We start from the raw sequence: 19,772 nt of genomic DNA, 5'->3' as shown, positions 1-19,772 counted from the left end.
GCAGGGGTTTCCTGGAAACGCAAAAGCCCGGGGACGGCAAATTGCGCTGTCCCCGGGCAAGTTGACGCAGGTCTTACTTGACTTCGACCTTGGCGCCAGCTTCTTCCAGCTTCTTCTTGGCGGCTTCGGCGTCAGCCTTGGCCACAGCTTCCTTGACGGGCTTCGGAGCGCCGTCGACCAGGTCCTTGGCTTCCTTCAGACCCAGACCGGTCAGCTCGCGCACGGCCTTGATGACGGACACCTTGTTGGCGCCGGCTTCAGCCAGGATCACGGTGAACTCGGTTTGCTCTTCAGCAGCGGCGGCAGCGCCACCAGCGGCGGGAGCAGCGACAGCGACAGCGGCGGCAGCAGCCGACACGCCGAACTTCTCTTCCATTTCCTTGATCAGCTCGGACAGCTCGAGCACGGTCATGCCAGCGATGGCGTCAAGGATTTCAGCTTTGTTAAGTGCCATTTTTCAGAACTCCAAAAATTTTGGTAATGCCAGGGTTTGGGTGTCGCTCGGTCGTTCAGCGAATTCCGTGAAGGGCGGGGATTAAGCCGCGGCCTTCTGGTCGCGCACGGCGGCGAGGCCACGGGCGAACTTGGTCGGAACTTCGTTGAGCGTACGCACGAATTGCGCGATGGGGGCTTGCATGGTGCCCAGCAGTTTCGACAGCAACTCTTCGCGCGAGGGCATGGTGGCCAGGGCCTTCACGCCGTCTTGGTTCAGCAGGCTGTTGGGCAGAGCGCCCGCCTTGATGACCAGCTTGTCGTTGCTTTTCGCGAAACCTGCGAGGACCTTGGCCGCCGAAACCGGATCAGTGCTGATGCCATAGATCAGCGGACCGGTCAGTTGCTCAGCCAACGGCTCGAAAGCCGTGCCGGCAACAGCACGACGGGCCAGCGAGTTCTTCAGAACACGCAGATACACGCCCGATTCACGCGCAGTTTTGCGCAGTACGGTGACAGAGGCGACGTCCAGACCACGGTACTCGGCGATAACAATCGATTGCGCCTTGGCCACTTCGGCCGAGACTTCCTCGATTACCACCGCTTTCTCTTGACGATTGAGACTCACGGTTTGAACACTCCATCAAAAGACGCTTGGGGCCGAAGCCTTGCACGTCAACCGAATGCGGCGCCTGGTCGAGTTCTTCATATAAAGAAATCTTCCTGGGGACGCCGTCTACGCTGGATCCGAACTGTGCGAGCTTCGGGATTAAGCGGGGCAGCGGGGGTACTGCTTCCAGCGGAAGGAGAACCTTCGCGCCGACCTGCTCCAGCGGTCTTTGACAGCAGCATCCGGAGGAATCCGGATGCGGCCCAAAGTACGTTTACAGCTGTTGGCTTAGTTGGAAGCCGACAGCGAGGCAATTTCCACGCGCGCACCGCCGCCCATCGTGGACGAAACGGCCAGCTTGCGCAGGTAAATGCCCTTGGCAGCGGCGGGACGAGCCTTTTGCAGGGCGTCGACCAGAGCGGCCAGGTTGGTTTGCAGCTGTTCCACGCCGAACGACGCGCGGCCGATCGTGGCGTGGATGATGCCGGCCTTGTCGGTACGGTACTGAACCTGACCGGCCTTGGCGTTCTTGACGGCGGTGGCGACGTCGGGGGTCACGGTGCCGACCTTCGGGTTCGGCATCAGGCCACGCGGGCCCAGGATCTGACCCAGGGCGCCGACGACACGCATCGTGTCGGGCGAGGCGATGACCACGTCGAAGTCCATTTGACCGGCCTTGATCTGGTCAGCCAGGTCGTCCAGGCCGACGATGTCGGCGCCAGCGGCCTTGGCGGCTTCAGCCTTGTCGCCTTGGGCGAACACGGCGACGCGGACCGACTTGCCGGTACCGGCGGGCAGCACGACCGAGCCGCGGACCAGTTGGTCCGACTTCTTCGGGTCGATGCCCAGCTGCACGGCCACGTCAATCGATTCGTTGAACTTGGCGACAGCGGTTTCCTTGACCAGGGTCAGGGCTTCGGCGACCGGGTACAGCTTGGTGCGGTCGATCTTTTGCGCAATGGCGGCGGCGCGCTTGCTCAGTTTTGCCATGATTAGATCCCCTCAACCGTGATGCCCATGCTGCGGGCGCTGCCAGCGATCGTGCGGACGGCGGCGTCCAGATCAGCGGCGGTCAGATCGGGGCCCTTGGCCTTGGCGATTTCTTCAGCTTGCGCGCGGGTCAGCGTGCCGACCTTGTCGGTATGCGGCTTGGACGAACCCTTTTGCACGCCGGCGGCCTTCTTGATGAGGACCGTCGCGGGCGGGGTCTTCATGATGAAGGTGAAGCTCTTGTCGGCGAAAGCGGTGATCACCACCGGAATCGGCAGACCAGGCTCCATGCCTTGGGTCTTGGCGTTGAACGCCTTGCAGAATTCCATGATGTTCAGGCCACGCTGACCCAGGGCCGGGCCAATCGGGGGGGAGGGGTTAGCCTTACCAGCCGGCACTTGCAGCTTGATAAAGCCGACGATCTTCTTCGCCATGCTTTGCTCCTTGCGGGTTATATCGCCCTAGCGCGCGGCCAGGGCTCCCCGGGGGTTGAAATCAGGTCTTTTCGACCTGGCTGAAATCCAGTTCGACGGGGGTGGCACGACCGAAAATCGTGACAGACACGCGAACCTTGCTCTTTTCGTAGTTGACTTCTTCGACGTTGCCGTTGAAGTCCGCAAACGGACCTTCCTTGACCCGAACCATCTCGCCCACTTCGAACAGGATCTTGGGGCGGGGTTTCTCGACGCCCTCTTCCATCTGGGAGAGGATCTTTTCGACTTCCTTTTCGGAAATCGGGGTCGGACGATTGCCCGAGCCACCCAAAAAGCCGGTGACGCGGTTGGTGTTCTTGACCAGGTGCCACGTTTCGTCGGTCAGGTCCATTTCAACCAGGACGTAACCGGGGAAAATGCGGCGCTCGGTGATCGACTTCTGGCCACCCTTGACCTCGACGACTTCCTCGGAGGGCACAAGAATGCGGCCGAAAGACGTTTGCAGGCCCGCGCGCTCGATGCGCTCGTTCAGGGCCTTGTGTACGCTTTTTTCCATGCCGGAGTACACATGGACGACATACCAACGCTTACTCATTCGCCGTCCTTATTTCCAGCCCAGCAGCAGGCCGTAGAGAATCCATTCGATGCCCTTGTCGAGCACCCACATGAAAATGCCCATGACCGCCACGAACGCGAAAACGATGCCCGTCATCTGGGTCGTTTCCTTGCGGGTGGGCCACGAGACACGCTTGACTTCGTTGTAGGACTCGCTGGCAAAGCTCAGCGTGCGACGACCCGGTTCGCTGAACCAGGCGATCACGGCCGCGATCACGAGGCCGCCGACAAAGACGCCGATACGAGCAGGCATCGGTTGTGCGCTGAGCACGGAAAACCCGACGATGCCAGCAATAACGACAAGAACCGCCAGCCCGAGCTTGACCCGGTCGGCGGTACTGGTTACGGTTTCTACGCTGGTATTAGACATATTGCGACGCGAGCCGCCGTGAATGCGTAACTCGCGATGATCTCCCGCGGGTTTATCCTGGCGGTGGCAGGGGCAGTAGGAATCGAACCTACAACCTTCGGTTTTGGAGACCGACGCTCTGCCAATTGAGCTATGCCCCTAAAACACTCACATTCGCACTCACGTGCACTGCACTTTCATCGTTCCGCTTCATCTATCTAGCCACTACCATGCGTAGCGGCTTGCGGAACCATACATCATACTACTTTTACAGCAAAGATGGATAGAGGGGCTTGAGAGCCCACTCTACCCATCCGGGTATTGCTTACTTCAGGATCTTGGCGACGACGCCGGCGCCGACGGTACGACCGCCTTCACGGATGGCGAAACGCAGACCTTCTTCCATGGCGATCGGGGCCAGCAGCTTGACGGTCATCGTCACGTTGTCGCCCGGCAGAACCATTTCCTTGTCGGCCGGCAGGTCGATCGTGCCCGTCACGTCCGTCGTGCGGAAGTAGAACTGGGGACGGTAGCCGTTGAAGAACGGGGTGTGGCGGCCGCCTTCTTCCTTGGACAGGATGTACACCTCGGACGTGAAGTCCGTGTGCGGGGTGATCGAGCCCGGCTTGGCCAGAACCTGGCCGCGCTGGACGTCTTCACGCTTGGTGCCGCGCAGCAGGATGCCCACGTTGTCGCCGGCTTGACCTTGGTCCAGCAGCTTGCGGAACATTTCCACGCCGGTGCAGGTCGTCTTGACCGTCGGGACGATACCGACGATTTCGATTTCTTCGCCGACCTTGATGATGCCGCGTTCGATACGGCCGGTCACCACGGTGCCGCGACCCGAGATCGAGAACACGTCTTCAACCGGCATCAGGAACGCGCCGTCAACGGCACGCTCGGGCGTCGGGATGTAGGTGTCCAGGGCTTGGGCCAGCGACAGGATCGCTTGCTCGCCCAGTTCGCCCTTGTCGCCTTCCAGCGCCAGCTTGGCCGAACCCTTGACGATCGGGGTGTCATCGCCCGGGAAGTCGTACTTCGACAGAAGTTCGCGAACTTCCATTTCCACCAGCTCCAGCAGCTCGGCGTCGTCAACCATGTCGGCCTTGTTCAGGAAGACGATGATGTACGGCACGCCAACCTGGCGGCTCAGCAGGATGTGTTCGCGCGTTTGCGGCATCGGGCCGTCAGCGGCCGACACGACCAGGATCGCGCCGTCCATCTGGGCGGCGCCCGTGATCATGTTCTTGACGTAGTCAGCGTGGCCCGGGCAGTCAACGTGCGCGTAGTGGCGCGATTCCGTTTCGTACTCGACGTGAGCCGTGTTGATCGTGATGCCGCGTGCCTTTTCTTCAGGAGCCGCGTCGATCTGGTCGTAGCCCTTGGCTTCGCCGCCGAACTTGGTCGACAGAACGGTCGTGATGGCCGCCGTCAACGTCGTTTTGCCGTGGTCAACGTGACCAATCGTACCCACGTTCACGTGCGGCTTGGTACGTTCAAACTTGCCTTTTGCCATGGCTGACTCCTGACCTGGATTGCGCTTTTGACTGAAGCTGCTGACTGAAGATAAGACTTTGGAATTTGTGGTGCCCATGGCGCGGATCGAACGCGCGACCTCTCCCTTACCAAGGGAGTGCTCTACCACTGAGCCACATGGGCATGTGTACTGCTTGGAGCGGGTGAAGGGAATCGAACCCTCGTCGTAAGCTTGGAAGGCTTCTGCTCTACCATTGAGCTACACCCGCGGCTGTCCTTTCACCACCTCACTACTCTTTCCCAGACTTTCAAAATCAAGGCCCGGAGAACTTACCACCTTCGTTGCGAAGGCCGCTCAGTTCCCTAGGCCTACATTTTAAAATCCAGGCAAACATCGCCTGGATTCAGGTTTGGGTCTCTGGTGGAGGAGGTTGGATTCGAACCAACGTAGGCGCAAGGCCAACAGATTTACAGTCTGCCCCCTTTAACCACTCGGGCACCCCTCCAGCGGAGAACTTGAGATTATGAACACTTTCAAATCCGCTGTCAAACGCCTGGGACGAAAAATATTCAAATCTTTTGTTCTTCCTGCCGCGTTTCCGCGCAGAGGGGGCGAAGCTTACAAGATTCCGCGAACGGCTGCACGAAAAAGTTCAGCGTACTGCTCCGGCGTGTAGGCGACGGGGTTGGTGCCGCCCGACGGATCCTCGCTTGCCATGCGCCCCACCCGCTCCGCCTCGGCGTCGTCAATGCCGATGTCGGCCAGGGTGTGCGGGATGCCGACGGTCTCTCGCAGCGCCAGCACCCAGTCGAGCACCGCGCCCGGGCTGTCGTCCGCCAAGGCCAGGTAACGCGCCAGCGCCTGCAGCCGCGGTGCGACCGCGTGCTGGTTGGCCTTGAGCACGTAGGGCATGAGGATGGCGTTGAGCATGCCGTGGTGGGCGTCGTACAGCGCCCCCAGCGGGTGCGCCAGCGCATGCATCGCGCCCAGTCCGCGCTGGAACGCGGTGGCGCCCATGCTGGAGGCCACCAGCATCTGCTGGCGCGCCTGCAGGTCGGCGCCGTCGGCCACGGCCTGCGGCAGGTACTCCTTGATCATGCGCATGCCTTCCAGCGCGATGCCGGCGGCCATCGGATGGAAGAACGGCGAACAGTAGGCCTCGAGGTTGTGCGACAGCGCATCCATGCCGGTGGCGGCGGTGATGCGCGGCGGCAGGCCGACGGTGAGTTCGGGATCGAGGATGACGATGGCGGGCAGCATGCGCGCATGGAAGATGATGCGCTTGACCTGCGCCGCCTCGTCGGTGATGACCGAGGCGCGCCCCACTTCCGAACCGGTGCCCGCGGTGGTCGGCACCGCCACCACCGGCGCCATGCCGGCCACGTTCACGCGCAAGTAGTTGTCGCCCACGTCTTCGAAGTCCCACAACGGACGCTTCTGGCCGGCCATCAGCGCGATGGCCTTGGCCGCGTCCAGCGCCGAGCCGCCGCCGAACGCGATGACGCCGTCGTGGCGGCCTTCGCGATAGCGCGCCACGCCATCGTCCACGTTCCTGCCGGTGGGGTTGCCCTTCACTTCGTGGAACAAACCGCATTCGAGTCCGGCCTGGCGGCAGCCGCGTACCGCCTCGGCAATCATGGGCAACGCGGCCAGGCCGGGATCGGTGACCAGCAGCGGCCGCGCCATGCCGAGTTCGCGGCACCAGTCGGGCAATTCCTTGATGCGGCCGGGGCCCGCCTTGATGGCGGTGGGATAGTTCCAGTTGACGCTGGGGACGGTCATGTCGGCTCCTGGTCGCGCTCAGACGTTGCGGCGCAGATGGAAGGATTTGGCTTGGGTGAGCTGTTCGTAGCCGACGCGCGATAGCGAAACGCCGCGGCCGGTGTGCTTGACGCCGGTCCACGCCAGCGCGGGGTCGAGGTAGTCGCAACGGTTCATGAAGACGGTGCCGGTGCGCAGCTGGCGGCCGAGATGCAATGCGGCCTCCTCGTCCTGCGTGAAGACGGCGGCGGTCAGGCCGTAGGGACTGTCGTTCATCAAGGCCACGGCCTCTTCGTCGCTGTCGACCGGCATCACGCCGACCACGGGGCCGAAGCACTCGTCGTTCATCACGCGCATGCGGTGATCCACCTGCGTCAGCAGCGCCGGCGCCACGTACGGCGTGCCGGCACGCGCGGCGTCGAAACGCGCCGCCTCGACCAGGTTGCGGGCGCCGCGCGATTCGGCTTCGGCGATGACCTCGCGCACCTCGTCGGCGGCGCGTGTGCGCACCACCGGACCCAGCGTGGTGTCTGGCTGCAGGGGATCGCCCAGCACATATTCGCGGGTCAGGGCCGCGGCGCGGTCGATGAAGTCCTGGTAGCGCTCGCGCGCCACGTAGATGCGCTGGATGCCGCAGCAGGACTGGCCGGAATTGAAGAAGGCGCCGTCCACCAGCGTCTCGACCGCGTGCGCCAGGTTGGCGTCGGCGCGCACGTACGCGGGATCGTTGCCGCCCAGCTCCAGGCCCACGCCGATGAAGCGGCCGGCGGCGGCCTGTTCCACGCTCTGGCCGCCGCGCACGGAACCGGTGAAGGACACGTAGCCGATTTCGGGCGCGCGGATCAGGCGCTGCGCGATGTCGTGGTTCGCGTGCAGGTACTGGAACACGCCATGCGGCACGCCGGCTTCGCTGAAGGCGCGGCCGATGAGCTCGGCGCACAGCGGAGTCTGGTCGGAGTGCTTGAGCATGACGGTGTTGCCGGCCATCAGTGCCGGCACGATGCTGTTCACCGCCGTCAGCAGCGGATAGTTCCACGGCGCGATGGTGAGCGCCACGCCGATCGGCTCGCGGCTGATGAAGCGGGTGAAGCCCGCGATCTCCGGCACCTGGATCGGCGCCAGCGCCTCGGCGGCGATGCCGATCATGTGGCGCGCGCGCGCTTCGAAGCCGTCCACTTCGCCGGGCGTGTAGCGCAAGGGGCGGCCCATCTGGATCGTGATGGCGCGCGCGATCTCGGCCTTGCCCGAGACGAAGCGCGCTACCGCATCGGACAGGATGCGGCCGCGCTGCTCGATGCCGAGCGCGTGCCAGGCGCCCTGCGCGGCCTGCGCGTCGGCCAGCGCCTGCGCGACCTGCGCCTCGCTGGCATAGGGGCGGCGCACGACTTCGCGGCCGTCGATGGGACTGATGGTGATGAGTTCCTGCGTCATGGCGACCCTGTGCATGCGTGGTGGAAGGGTGAAGCGGCGGTGTTCAGATGATCTCGAAGTAGCGCGCCAATTCCCAGTCGGTGACGTGGCGGCGGAACTGGCGTTCTTCCCATTCGCGCGTGGCGGCGTAGTGCTCGACGAAGGCAGCGCCGAACAGCTCGCGCGCGGCCTCCGACTGCCGCAGGCGCTGCGCCGCTTCCCACAACGTCGTGGGCAGGCGCAGGTGTTCGGGGAACTGCTGCGTGTAGGCGTTGCCCTGCACCATCGGCTCGGGTTCGAGGCCCTGCTCGATGCCATACAAGCCCGACGCCAGCGCGGCGGACAGCGCCAGGTACGGATTGGCGTCGGCCGAGCCGATGCGCACTTCGACGCGCTGCGATTTGTCGCTGCCGGGAATCAGGCGTAGCGCGGTGGTGCGGTTCTCCATGCCCCAGGTGGCGTCCAGCGGCGCCCAGTAGCCCGGCACCAGGCGCGAATAGCTGTTGATGGTCTGCGCGTACAGCGCCATGAATTCGGGCAGGTAGCGCTGCACGCCGGCCATGAAGGCGGTCTGCGTCGCGCTCATGCCATGCGGGCGCGACTCGTCGTAGAACGCCGAGCGGCCGCTGGTGCGGTCGCGCAGCGACAGGTGGATGTGGCCGCTCTGGCCCGGATGATCGTGCGACCACTTCGCCATGAAGGTGGCCATCAGGCCGTTCTGCTGCGCCAGCGCCTTGGTGAAGGTCTTGAAGAGGAAGGCCTTGTCGCCCGCGGCGGCGGCCTGGTCGACGGCGATGGCCGCTTCCAGCACGCCGGGACCGGTCTCGGTATGCAGGCCTTCGATCGGCATGTCCATGCGTTCGCACATGTCGAGCAGCTTGCGATAGAAATCGCCCTGCACGGTGCTGCGCAGCACCGAGTAGCCGAAGTTGCCGGGGGTCCAGTTCTCCATGTCGCGGTAGTGCTTGGCGCGCACCGAGTGCGGCGTTTCGCGGAACATGAAGAACTCGTATTCGAGCGCGGCGTAGACCTCGAAGCCCATGCCGGCGGCGCGGTCCAGCGTGCGGTGCAACAGGCGGCGCGGGCAGATGTCGGCCGCGGGCCCTTCGAACTCGGCCAGGAACAGCAGCATGTCCTCGCCGCCTGGCCCCTGCTCCAGCGGCAGCCGGCGGCAGGTGCTGGGCACGATGCGCAGCTTGGCGTCGGGATAGGCCGTGTGCCAGCCGGTGTACTTGGTGTTGTCGTAGAGCTGGTCGTCCAGGTCCCAGCCGAACACCACGTCGCAGAACGCCAGCCCGCCGCGCAGCGCGGCCAGGAACTTGTCGCGCCTGACGTACTTGCCCAGCATGACGCCATCGACGTCGGACAGGCCAATCTTGATATGCGAGAGCGTGCTGGCCTGGACCAGCCGCTCCGCGTCTTCCACCGTTGCTACCCCTAGTGCATGCATGGCTCGTTCACCTTGTCGTGGCTGAAGCGTTGCGTTGACGTGCGGGGTCGCGGGGCGCGGTGTTTCAGGTCACGGCCGCCCCCAGCACCCGCATCGCCTCGCGATGCAGTTGCGGCGTGGCGGCCGCGATCACGCGGCCCTGCGACGCGAGGCCTAACGGCTGCCCCGACCAATCGGTAATGACGCCGCCCGCGCCTTCGATCACGGGCATCAGCGCCAGATAGTCATACGGCTGCAGGCCGGCCTCGACCACCAGGTCGACATGGCCGCTGGCCAGCAGGCCATAGCTGTAGCAATCGCCGCCATAGCGGCGCATGCGCACCGAGCGCGCCAGCGCGTCGAACGCGCCCAGGTCGGCGCCTTCGAAGATGTCGGGCGAGGTGGCGTAGAGAATCGCCTGGTCCAGTTCGGTGCACTGGCGCGCGCGGCAGGGCTCGCCATTCAGGCGCGCGGGCGAACCGGCGACGCCGAGCCAGCGCTCGGCCATCATGGGAATGTCGATCAGGCCCAGCACCGGGCGGCCGCGGTGCAGCAGGCCCAGCAGCGTGCCCCACAGGGGATTGCCGGAGATGAAGGCCCGGGTGCCGTCGATGGGATCGAGCGACCACACCCACTCGGCCTCCGCATGGCTGGCGCCGTATTCCTCGCCAAAGATGCCGTGGTCGGGATACTGGCGGGCGATGGCTTCGCGCAGCGCCGCCTCGACCTCGCGGTCGGCACGGGTGACGGGACTTTCATCCGCTTTGGTTTCCACCATCAGGGGGTGGCGGAACCACTGGCGCGACAAGGGCCGGACCTGGTCCGCCAGCGTCTGGGCGAACGAGGAAAACGCGGCCAATTGCTGCGCATTGAGCGGCGGCGAAGTTTGCATGACGAGCTCCGAGGCGTGGCGCGGCGCTGAAAGACCCATGCGATTCGGGTTTTTCCAGTCTAGACACGTTGCCACAAATTTGCAAATATACCTAAAAACGCAACCCGGGAAACGCAACGTTTCCTCGCGCAACCCTACCGCCCCGCCCGCAGGTCGCCGTCCGCAGAAAAGCAGCTCATCGCCGTTGCCGTGTATTCCTTTCCGGAGTTCCATCATGCAATGTAAGAAGAAGCTTGGTCTCGTGGTTGCAGTAATTTCCCTAGGTTTTGCCCAGGCCGTCCACGCCGGCGCCATCACCGTCTACACGGCGCTGGAGGAAGACGAGATCGCCGCCTACCTGAAGGCCGCCAACGCCGCCCTGCCGGACGTGAAGGTGAACGTGCTGCGGCTGTCCACCGGCGACCTGGGCGCGCGCCTGATCGCCGAGGCCGGCAATCCGCAGCAGGACGTGATCTGGGGCTTCGCGGTCAGCAACATGCTGGATCCGCGCCTGCAGAAACTGCTGGAACCGTATGCGGCCAAGGGCATCGACGCCCTGCCCGCGCAATACAAGGCCGCCGACAACAAGTGGTTCGCCGCCACCGGCTACGTGGCCGCGTTCTGTGTCAACACCGACCGGCTCAAGTCCAAGAACCTGCCGATGCCGACCTCGTGGGAAGACCTGGCCAAGCCGGTCTACAAGGGCGAGATCGTCATCCCCAGTCCGGCGGCATCCGGCACCGGTTATCTGCAGATCGTCGCGCTGCTGCAGGGCCTGGGCGCCGAGAAAGGCTGGGCGCTGCTCAAGGACCTGGACAAGAACGTGGCGCAGTACACGCCATCGGGGTCGCGCCCCTGCAAGATGGCGCGCGCCGGCGAGTATGCGATCGGCGTGTCGTTCGCGTTCCCGGCGATGCAGTCGATCGAGGAAGGCTTTCCCGTGAAGATGGTGATCCCGTCGAAATGGGTCGGCTACGAACTCGAGGCCTCGGGCCTGATGAAGACCGCCAAGAATCCCGCGGACGCCAAGCGCTTCCTGGACTGGACCCTGTCGGCGCAGGCCGGCGGGCTCTACAGCAAGTACAAGGAACTGGTGACGATTCCCGGCGCCGCCCCCAACAAGGCGGCCGAGGCCGCGGGCTTGCCCAAAGACCTGACCACCGTGCTGTACCCGGTGGACTTCCAGAAATCGGCGGCGGAACGCGACGCTACCATCAAGACCTGGCAGGACACCATCAAACGCTGACGGCGCGCGCGGCCGGCGCCCCCGGCCGCCACGCCACCGCCTGGAGCGGCCATGTACCTGGAATTGCGCGGGATCCGCAAGACCTTCGACGGCGCGGTGGCGCTGGAAGGCATCGACCTGTCCGTCGGCGAACACGAATTCGTCTGCCTGCTGGGCCCCAGCGGCTGCGGCAAGACGACCCTGCTGCGCATCGTCGCCGGGCTGTTGCCATTCGACAGCGGCACCATCACGCTGGGCGGACGCGACCTGTCGGCGCTACCGGCGCGCAAGCGCGGCTTCGGCATCGTGTTCCAGTCGTATTCGCTGTTTCCCAACATGACCGTGGCCGAGAACGTCGGCTACGGCCTGCGCATCCGCGGCGAGAGCCGCGAGCGCATCGACGCGCGGGTGCGGGAATTGCTGGCGCTGATCAAGCTGCCGGATTATGCACAGCGTTATCCCCATCAGCTGTCCGGCGGCCAGCAGCAGCGCGTGGCACTGGCGCGGGCGCTGGCGGTGGACCCCGCGCTGATCCTGCTGGACGAACCGCTGTCGGCGCTGGATGCGCGCGTGCGCACCGACATGCGCGCCGAGATCCACGACGTGCAGCGCCGCCTGCAGATCCCGACCATCATGGTGACGCACGACCAGGAGGAAGCGCTGACGCTGGCCGACAAGATCGTGTGCATGAACGATGGCCGCGTCGAGCAGGTGGGATCGCCGTCCGACCTGTACCTGCGACCGCGCACGCGCTTCGTCGCCAACTTCGTCGGCCTGAGCAACCTGCTGCCGACCGACTGGGTGCGCGAGGCCATGCCGGCGCTGCTGGCCACGCGGCCCGATGGCGCCAGCGAGCGTTTCGAGGCCTGCCTGCGGCCGGAAAGCCTGCGCATCGCCGCCGATGAACGCGGGCCGGGCCGGGTGCGCGAAATGACCTTCATGGGCAACCTGACGCGCGTGCGGGTGGCGTGGCAGGGCCGCGAGCTGCTGGTCGAACAGCAGGGCGCGGCGGGGTTGTCGCAAGGCGCGCCGGTGCGCCTGGACATGGCGCCGGAACAATGCGCCTGGGTCCGCGTATGACTGCGTCCGCCACGCCGGCACGCGCGGGAGCCATGGCATGAACACGGTTCGTATCGGCGCCGCCACCTCGCCTCGCGCCCACCGCGCGCCGGCCTCCCTGGACCGCCTGCTGCTGTGGACCTGCGTCGGCATCCCGATGGCGGGCCTGGCGCTGTTCTTCCTGTATCCGCTGGCCACGGTCGGCTGGCGCAGCCTGGTGGAAAAGGACGGCGGCATCGGCCTGGGCAATTACGCCGAGGTGTTCGCCACCCGCGGCATCCTGACCGCCACCGCCAACAGCCTGACGATGAGCGCGGCCACCACCGCCGTCAGCCTGCTGCTGGGCTTTGCCATTGCCTTCGGACTGGACCGCAGCCGCATGCGCGGCAAGGCGCTGGTCAAGCTTGCGCTGGTGCTGCCGCTGCTGGCGCCATCGCTGGTGCAGGGCCTGGGGCTGATCTTCATCCTCGGGCGCAACGGCCTGGTGCATCGCTGGACCGGCTGGGAGTTCGACATCTACGGCTTCTGGGGCCTGCTGATCTCGAACGTGTTCTATGCCCTGCCCCAGGCCGTGCTGATCCTGCAGGCGGCGCTGCGCAATACCGATGCGCGCTACTACGACGCGGCCGAAGTGATGGGCGCGTCGAGCCCGCGCCAGTTCTTCGACATCACGCTGCCCAACTGCAAGTTCGGCCTGCTGAGCGCGGCGTTCGTGGTGTTCGTCATCACCATCACCGACTTCGGCAACGCCGCGGTGATCGGCGGCAACTACCGCGTGCTGGCCACGGAGATCTACAGCCAGGTGTCGGGGCAGATGAACTTCGGCATGGGCTCGGTGGTCGGCATCCTGCTGCTGCTGCCGTCGCTGATCTCGGTGCAGATCGAACGGGTGGCGTCGCAGCGCCAGTTCGGCGCCGCCTCGCCCAGCGGGCTGCGGGTCACGCCGCAACCGGCGCGCGGCCGCGACCTGGCGTTCACGGCCGGCGTGCTGCTGTGCGCCAGCACCATCGTGGTGACGGTGGGCACGGTGGTGTTCGCCAGCTTCATGCGGTTGTGGCCATACCGCATGGAGTGGACCTTGAAGCATTACGACATCACGGTCAGCGGCGGCTATGCGCCGCTGTGGACCTCGCTGTACCTGTCGCTGGCGGCCGCGGCCGGCGGCGTGCTGCTGCTGTTCTTCCTGACCTTCGGCGTGTGCCGCATCCCGCGCGCCTGGGCCAAGCTGGTGTACCTGGTGTCGGTGCTGCCGGTCGGCGTGCCGGGGCTGGTGCTGGGGCTGTCGTACATCTTCGCGTTCAACTCGCCCGCCACGCCGCTCTACGCGCTGTACGGCAGCGCCGCGCTGATCGCGCTGTGCAACTTCTACCACTATCACACGCAGGGCTTCCTGACGATGATGACCGGCATGCGCGCCGTGCCGCAGGCGCTGGAGGAAGCGGTGAGCTGCCTGGGCGGCGGCACCTTGCAGGTGCTGCGCGACGCGGTGCTACCGCAGATCGCCGCGACGGTGCTGGGCGTGTTCTTTTTCCTCTTCATGCGTTCCATGGTGACGCTGTCGGCGGTGATCTTCCTGGTCACGCCGTCGGTCAGCGTCGCGCCGGTTTCCGTACTGCGGCTGGACGAAGCGGGGTTCGTCTCGCAGGCGGCGGCCTATTCGACGCTTATCATGCTGGTCGTGGGCGGCTCGCTGCTGGCGATGCGCGCGTTGATCGCGCTGCCGGCGCGCCGCCGCAAATAGATTAGGAAGCATCCGATATGTGGCAAGAAGAGCGGTATCAGAGAATCCGCGCCCTGCTGTCTTCCCTGCAGCAGGTATCGACCGACCGTATCGTCGGCGAACTGGGGGTATCGCGGGAGACCGTCCGGCGCGATCTGCTGGAGCTGGAAGCGATGGGCGAGCTGCGCCGCGTGCATGGCGGCGCGGTGCCGGTGCACAGCGAACCGCCGATCACCGAGCGCGTGCACACCCGCGTCAAGTACAAGCGCGCCATCGCCCGCGCCGCCGCCGGCCTGGTCAGCAGCGGCCAGACGCTGTTCCTGGACGCCGGCAGCACCACCAGCATGCTGGCCGACGAACTGGCCAAGCTGAGCGGCCTGACCATCATCACCAATTCGTTCGACGTGGCGCTCAAGGTCGGCGCCGCAGGCAGCGGCGCCAACGAACTGCTCATGCTCGGCGGCTCGGTCGGCGGGCCGGTCTGCGCCACCGCCGGCGACATCACCATCTCCGAGATCCACCGCTACCGCGCCGACGTGGCGCTGCTGTCGCCGGTGGGCGTGGACGCCGAGTGCGGCGCCACCAGCTACGACCTGCGCGAGGCCGAGGTGGCGCGCGCCATGGCGGCCAACGCCAAGCAGCGCATCCTGCTGGCCGACTTCAGCAAGATCGGCCTGTGCAGCCGGGTGTCGTACTGCGAGGTGAACCGCATCGATCACCTGGTGACCAACAGCAACGCGCAGAAGCAGCCCGCCTATGCAGCCGTGAAGGCCGCCGTGGGCAAGCTGCTGGTGGTGTAGTTCAATCCACCGAGACGCCGGCGACCTTGACCATGTCGGCCCAGTACGCGGTGTCCTGCTGCAACCGCTTGCCGAAGGCGTCGGGCGCGCTGCCCACGGGCTGGCTGCCGCCGGCCTGGATCTTGGCGATGACGTTGGGCGACTTCATCGCCTGCGCCACCGCCTGGGCCAGATAGGCGACGCGTTCGGGCGGCGTGCCGGCCGGCGCGAACAGGCCATACCAGTCGTCGGCCGTGATGCCGTCCATGCCGGACTGCCCGAGCGTGGGCGCGCCCTTGAAGATGCCGATGCCGTTCTCATGGCTGAGCGCCAGGATGCGCAGCTTGCCGGCCGCCACCATCGGCTCGGCCGAAGCCGGCGACGTGATCAGCATGTCGACCGTGCCGCCCATCAGGTCGGTGATGGCGGGCGCGGCGCCGCGGTACGGCACGTGCACCAGCTTCACGTTGGCCTTCTGCGACAGCAGCGCCCCCATCAGGTGGCTCATGGTGCCGTTGCCGGGCGTGGCGTAGGTGATGACGCCCGGCTGCTTGCGCGCGGCCTCCAGGTAGTCGCCGAGCGATTTGTAGGCGCTTTCGCTGCGCGCCACCAGCACCAGCGGCGCCGAGGTGATCTGCGAGATCGGCACGAAGTCCTTGAGCGGATCGAAGCCCACGTTCTTGTACAGGCGCGGGTTGACCGCCATGACGCTGGTCTGCGACATCACCAGCGTGTAGCCGTCGGGCTTGGCGCGCGAAACCTGCGAGGTGCCGACGTTGCCGCCCGCGCCGGAACGATTTTCCACCACCACGCTCTGGCCGATGAGCGTGCCCAGTTCCTGCGCGATCAGACGCGCCACGCCATCATTGCCGCCCCCGGGCGGGAACGGCGACACCACGGTGATCGCCTGCTTCGGATAATCGGCCAGTGGCGCCGGCGCCTGGGCGTGGGCATTCATCCCCCAAGCCAGGCAGGCCAGGGCCGCGGCGGTCTTGCAGGCATGCTGCAGGTTGAGCTTGTTCATCGGTATTTCCCCTTGTGGTTGGCGGCCGGATGCTCGGCCGTCCATTGCATTTCGGTTCGCCATGAACCGTCCGCGCCCCGCCGGCGAAAGCGCCGGGGCGTGCTGATCGGATGAAGCGTTGCGCGCGGCCGCCGTGGCGGCCGCGAGGGTCATTCAGTCCCGGCGGTCACCCGACCGGGAAGCGGTACGCGGCGCGCTCGCGCGCGTCGATCTGCTTGACCAGGTTGGTTTCCCAGGCGAGGTATTGACGCGCCGCGGCCTTGTTGCCGTCGTGACGGTCGTGCACGAAAAACAGGTAGTCGATGCAATCGGCATCGGCCGGTTCGGCTGGCGTCGACACCAGCGCCAGGCCGGACGCCGACCAGCCCGCGGGCGTGCCCAGGTTGGCCTGGACGTCGCGCACGCCGAGCGCGCGCAGGTCCGCCGCGGCCCACGCGGCCACCGCGCGTTCTTCGGCCAGCAGCACCAGCGGACGCGCGGGTTCCAGCGCCAGGTCGGCGAAGCGCGGCCGCACCGACCAGCGCGCGCCGTCGATGTGCTGCGCGCGATAGCGCATGCTGGAACGGATGTCGAGCAGCTGCGCGCCTTGCGCCAGCGCGGCGGCCAGCGCCGCGTCGTCGAGCACCGGCAACGCCGGCTCCGCCACCGGGGCGGCGGGCGCTTGCAGATCGGCGGCCACGCCTTCCTGCAGCACGCTCGCGTCCCACCCCATCTGGCGCAGCCAGCTGGCCACCACCGGCGCGCGCACGCCTTCGCCATCGAACACCACGATGCGCGCGCCGCGCACCGCCAGGTATTGGTCGGTGGCCTGCACCAGCTGGCCGCCAGGCGTGTGCTGCGCGCCGGGCAGCGAGCCGCGCGCGAATTCCTCGGCGCTGCGCACGTCGCACAGGAAAGTGCTGCGGCTGGCATCGTTCAGCCAGGCGCGCACCTGCGCGGCATCCACCTCTGGCACGCCGTGACGACGGGCCAGGCCGGCCGAGCGCTGCGCCAGGTCGGGCAGGTCCGCCGGCGCAACGGCGTCGTCGTAGCGGCGGCTGGCGCCGTGGTCCAGCTTGAAGTCCGCCAGGTACCAGCCCTGGGTGCCGTTCTCCAGCGCATAGACCGGATTGGGCACGCCCAGGTTGATGAGTGTCTGCGCGCCGATGATGCTGCGCGTGCGGCCGGCGCAATTGATCACGATGGTGGTGTTGGGGTCGCGCGCCAGCGTGTGGGCGCGCAGCGCCAGCTCGCCGTTCGGGCAGCAGACGCCGCCGGGAATGCTCATCTTCTGGTATTCGCTGTAGGGCCTGCCGTCCAGCACGATCAGGTCATCGCCGCGGCGCTGGCGTTCGGCCAGTTCGGCGGCGCTGATGCGCGGGGTGTGGAAAACTTCCTCGGCCAGTTCGCCGAAAGTCTTGCTCGGCACATTGACGCCAGCGAAGGCGGCGTAGCCATCACGCTGCCATTGCGCGATGCCGCCGGCGAGGCGATAGACCCGCGTGTAGCCCAGCGCGCGCAAGGCCGTCGCCGCACGCGTGGCGACGTTGTCATCGCCGCCTTCGTCGTAGACCACTACGCGCACGTCGCGGCGCGGCGCCAGGCGCGCGATGTCGGCCTCGAGCCGGCTGAACGGCACGGGCGCCGCATAGAACAGGTGGGACTCGCCGTACTGGCCATGCTCGCGCACGTCCAGCAGCGCAATCTCGCCGCCGTCATGCAGCCAGCCCTTGAGGGTGTGCGAGTCGATATCGGCCAGTTTCAGGTCGGAATGGGAATGCATCGTTAAATCCGCAGGGAATCGGGGGAATGGGAGTTCAGGGCCTTCTGGGCAGGCCGCAATTGGCCGAATGCCTGTTCGAGGTCGGCGATCAGGTCGTCCGGATCCTCCAGCCCGATATGCAGGCGCAGCATGGCGCCATGCAGGGCGACGGGCAGGGATCGCGCCTTGGCCAGATTGACGGGAATCACCAGGCTTTCGAAGCCGCCCCACGAGGCGCCAATGCCGAACAGGCGCAGCGCGTCGATGGCGCGTTCCATGTCGGCGTCAGCGATGCCGGCGGCGAACTCCAGCGTCAGCAGGCCGTTGGCGCCCGAGCATTCGCGCCGCCAGACCGCATGCGCGGGATCGTCGGGCAGGGCCGGGCACAGCACGCGCGCCACCTCCGCCCTGCCCTGCAGCCACTGCGCCACGCGCAGGGCGCTGCGGGCGTGCTGTGCCATGCGCAGCGGCAGCGAACGCATGCCGCGCAGCACAAGGTAGGCGTCGTCGGCGCCGACGGTCTGGCCGAAGTCGATGCTGGCGCGTTCCAGCGCGCGCCAGGCGCGGGCATTGGTCACGACCGCGCCCATCATCACGTCGGCGTGGCCGCCCAGGTACTTGGTGGCGGCGAGGATCGAGATATCCGCGCCCAGCGCCAGCGGCTGGCACAGCAATCCCGACGCCCAGGTGTTATCCACAGCCAGCCAGCAATCGTGGCGCCGCGCCAGGTCGGCCAGCTGCCGCAGGTCCGGCATTTCGTAGGTCAGCGAGCCGGGCGACTCGGCATAGATCATGCGCGTGTTGGGACGCAGCAGCTGCGCCAGGCCGGCACCGTCCGGCGGATAAAACGTGAATTCGATGCCCAGCCGCGCCAGGTGCTCGGCGCAGAAGCGGCGCACCGGTTCATAGACCGCGTCGGTCACCAGCACGTGGTCGCCGGCGCGCAGATAGGCCAGCAGCACGACGGCGATGGCGGCCTGCCCCGTGGGATACAACTGCGCGCGATGGCCCTGCTCCAGCTCGACCAGCGCGTCTTCCAGCGCGTGCGTACTGTCGGTGCCGCGCGCGCCATACGACGGCAGGCGTTCCTGTTCGCGGCGGGCGCGGGTGTCACGCCAGGCCGCGACACTGTCGAACACATACGTGCTGGCGCGCGTGACCGGGGTGTTGACCCAGCCGGCATGGGGACGCCCGGCGCGCAGCAGGCGCGTCGCGGGCCGCAGGGGCTTGTTCATGATGGTCAGCGGCGGGTCTGCACGCCGATCTGCATGACTTTGCAGGTGCCGGCGGCCAGGTCGAAGGCCAGGCGCTCGGTCAACGTCTCGAGGGCGCGGCCGTACATGTGCAGGTGGCGGATGACGCTGTCGCCCTGGATCTCGACGGCGTGGATGTCGTCGGGCATCAGCGCGATGCCGGCGCCCGGTCCCACCACCACCGTGCCGGTCTTTTCCAGGTGGCCCACGCCCGGCACCGAGCCATCGTCGGTGCGGTCGTAGACGTAGTTGTATTCCACGCCTTCCACGGCGGCGATACAGGCCCAGGTGGTGTGGTTGTGCGGCACGATCTGCTTGCCCGGGCGCATCACGTTCAGGTAGAGCGCGTAGCTCTTGTCGGCGTCCTCGGCGATCAGGTAGCGCGCCTGGCGCTCGCCCTCTTCCGGCGCCGGGTAGCGGTCCTGGGCCCACCAGTCGGCATGGCCGGCCAGGCCGATCAGCTCGTCCAGCACGACCTTCAGGCTGTCGCGGTTCAGGCCCTTATTTCCTAAAGTATTTTTAATATTTCCGATGGCGCTGTCGATGCCCTGCTGCTGGGGGTGCGTGGTGCTCACAATGACTTTCCCTCTTGT

At 66.4% G+C, this 19,772-nt stretch carries 19 protein-coding genes and 4 tRNA genes; 4 read left to right on the top strand and 19 right to left on the bottom strand.

Features of this window, described 5'->3' with window-relative positions:
• Positions 1 to 73: 73 nt before the first annotated feature.
• The 15 genes from rplL to hisN all read right to left on the bottom strand — a co-directional run bounded on the left by rplL (position 74) and on the right by hisN (position 10,399).
• Positions 74 to 454, bottom strand: a complete 381-nt coding sequence (gene rplL / locus AC1HFW_RS21340) for a 50S ribosomal protein L7/L12 (protein WP_035359782.1) — start codon at positions 452 to 454, stop codon at positions 74 to 76.
• A gap of 81 nt (positions 455 to 535) precedes the next feature.
• Positions 536 to 1,060, bottom strand: coding sequence for a 50S ribosomal protein L10 (rplJ, locus tag AC1HFW_RS21335; protein ID WP_006392087.1), 525 nt, complete (start codon positions 1,058 to 1,060; stop codon positions 536 to 538).
• 270 nt (positions 1,061 to 1,330) lie between these two features.
• The gene (gene rplA, locus AC1HFW_RS21330; RefSeq protein ID WP_006392088.1) at positions 1,331 to 2,032 is read right to left on the bottom strand and encodes a 50S ribosomal protein L1; all 702 of its coding nucleotides are present in this window, start codon (positions 2,030 to 2,032) and stop codon (positions 1,331 to 1,333) included.
• A 2-nt stretch (positions 2,033 to 2,034) separates the two neighbouring features.
• Positions 2,035 to 2,466 (bottom strand): 50S ribosomal protein L11, encoded by a 432-nt coding sequence (gene rplK, locus AC1HFW_RS21325; protein WP_006389587.1) that lies wholly within the window; start codon positions 2,464 to 2,466, stop codon positions 2,035 to 2,037.
• Between the two features lie 61 nt (positions 2,467 to 2,527).
• The gene (nusG, locus tag AC1HFW_RS21320) at positions 2,528 to 3,061 is read right to left on the bottom strand and encodes a transcription termination/antitermination protein NusG (RefSeq protein WP_006389586.1); all 534 of its coding nucleotides are present in this window, start codon (positions 3,059 to 3,061) and stop codon (positions 2,528 to 2,530) included.
• Between the two features lie 9 nt (positions 3,062 to 3,070).
• Positions 3,071 to 3,451, bottom strand: coding sequence for a preprotein translocase subunit SecE (gene secE, locus AC1HFW_RS21315; RefSeq protein ID WP_006389585.1), 381 nt, complete (start codon positions 3,449 to 3,451; stop codon positions 3,071 to 3,073).
• 64 nt (positions 3,452 to 3,515) lie between these two features.
• Positions 3,516 to 3,591 (bottom strand) — tRNA-Trp (locus AC1HFW_RS21310).
• Positions 3,592 to 3,755: 164 nt separating this feature from the next.
• On the bottom strand, positions 3,756 to 4,946 hold the full coding sequence (tuf, locus tag AC1HFW_RS21305; protein ID WP_061072899.1) for an elongation factor Tu: 1,191 nt from the start codon (positions 4,944 to 4,946) through the stop codon (positions 3,756 to 3,758).
• Positions 4,947 to 5,014: 68 nt separating this feature from the next.
• Positions 5,015 to 5,089 (bottom strand) — tRNA-Thr (locus AC1HFW_RS21300).
• 12 nt (positions 5,090 to 5,101) lie between these two features.
• Positions 5,102 to 5,175, bottom strand: a tRNA-Gly gene (locus tag AC1HFW_RS21295).
• 150 nt (positions 5,176 to 5,325) lie between these two features.
• Positions 5,326 to 5,412 (bottom strand) — tRNA-Tyr (locus AC1HFW_RS21290).
• Between the two features lie 113 nt (positions 5,413 to 5,525).
• Positions 5,526 to 6,689 (bottom strand): iron-containing alcohol dehydrogenase, encoded by a 1,164-nt coding sequence (locus AC1HFW_RS21285; protein ID WP_479285163.1) that lies wholly within the window; start codon positions 6,687 to 6,689, stop codon positions 5,526 to 5,528.
• A gap of 18 nt (positions 6,690 to 6,707) precedes the next feature.
• Positions 6,708 to 8,099, bottom strand: a complete 1,392-nt coding sequence (locus AC1HFW_RS21280; protein ID WP_479285162.1) for an aldehyde dehydrogenase family protein — start codon at positions 8,097 to 8,099, stop codon at positions 6,708 to 6,710.
• 43 nt (positions 8,100 to 8,142) lie between these two features.
• The gene (locus AC1HFW_RS21275) at positions 8,143 to 9,528 is read right to left on the bottom strand and encodes a glutamine synthetase family protein (RefSeq protein WP_479285161.1); all 1,386 of its coding nucleotides are present in this window, start codon (positions 9,526 to 9,528) and stop codon (positions 8,143 to 8,145) included.
• A 64-nt stretch (positions 9,529 to 9,592) separates the two neighbouring features.
• Entirely contained in the window at positions 9,593 to 10,399 is an 807-nt protein-coding gene (gene hisN / locus AC1HFW_RS21270; protein ID WP_006392094.1) for a histidinol-phosphatase, read from the bottom strand.
• 214 nt (positions 10,400 to 10,613) lie between these two features.
• Here hisN and AC1HFW_RS21265 point away from each other — a divergent pair, with 214 nt between their 5' ends.
• From AC1HFW_RS21265 to AC1HFW_RS21250, 4 genes are read left to right on the top strand one after another with little or no spacing between them, the layout of a single operon-like run.
• Positions 10,614 to 11,624 (top strand): ABC transporter substrate-binding protein, encoded by a 1,011-nt coding sequence (locus tag AC1HFW_RS21265; protein ID WP_479285160.1) that lies wholly within the window; start codon positions 10,614 to 10,616, stop codon positions 11,622 to 11,624.
• A 51-nt stretch (positions 11,625 to 11,675) separates the two neighbouring features.
• The gene (locus tag AC1HFW_RS21260) at positions 11,676 to 12,683 is read left to right on the top strand and encodes an ABC transporter ATP-binding protein (RefSeq protein WP_006392096.1); all 1,008 of its coding nucleotides are present in this window, start codon (positions 11,676 to 11,678) and stop codon (positions 12,681 to 12,683) included.
• 37 nt (positions 12,684 to 12,720) lie between these two features.
• Positions 12,721 to 14,403 (top strand): ABC transporter permease subunit, encoded by a 1,683-nt coding sequence (locus tag AC1HFW_RS21255; RefSeq protein ID WP_479285159.1) that lies wholly within the window; start codon positions 12,721 to 12,723, stop codon positions 14,401 to 14,403.
• Between the two features lie 17 nt (positions 14,404 to 14,420).
• Positions 14,421 to 15,182, top strand: a complete 762-nt coding sequence (locus tag AC1HFW_RS21250; protein WP_006392098.1) for a DeoR/GlpR family DNA-binding transcription regulator — start codon at positions 14,421 to 14,423, stop codon at positions 15,180 to 15,182.
• Position 15,183: 1 nt separating this feature from the next.
• Here AC1HFW_RS21250 and AC1HFW_RS21245 read toward each other — a convergent pair whose 3' ends face one another.
• The 4 genes from AC1HFW_RS21245 to AC1HFW_RS21230 form a co-directional block, all read right to left on the bottom strand.
• Positions 15,184 to 16,185 carry a Bug family tripartite tricarboxylate transporter substrate binding protein gene (locus AC1HFW_RS21245; RefSeq protein ID WP_006392099.1) on the bottom strand — a complete coding sequence of 334 codons (1,002 nt, stop codon included), beginning with the start codon at positions 16,183 to 16,185 and terminating at the stop codon, positions 15,184 to 15,186.
• Positions 16,186 to 16,351: 166 nt separating this feature from the next.
• Positions 16,352 to 17,947, bottom strand: a complete 1,596-nt coding sequence (locus AC1HFW_RS21240; protein ID WP_479285158.1) for a rhodanese-like domain-containing protein — start codon at positions 17,945 to 17,947, stop codon at positions 16,352 to 16,354.
• A 2-nt stretch (positions 17,948 to 17,949) separates the two neighbouring features.
• Positions 17,950 to 19,161 carry a cystathionine beta-lyase gene (gene metC / locus AC1HFW_RS21235; protein WP_479285157.1) on the bottom strand — a complete coding sequence of 404 codons (1,212 nt, stop codon included), beginning with the start codon at positions 19,159 to 19,161 and terminating at the stop codon, positions 17,950 to 17,952.
• A 5-nt stretch (positions 19,162 to 19,166) separates the two neighbouring features.
• A complete protein-coding gene (locus AC1HFW_RS21230) occupies positions 19,167 to 19,754 on the bottom strand; it encodes a cysteine dioxygenase family protein (protein WP_479285156.1) in 588 nt (195 codons plus the stop codon).
• Between the last annotated feature and the right edge of the window lie 18 nt (positions 19,755 to 19,772).

It is taken from the genome of Achromobacter sp. ISS7 (genome assembly GCF_056523125.1).
This window is presented reverse-complemented; position numbering and strand designations above follow the sequence as displayed.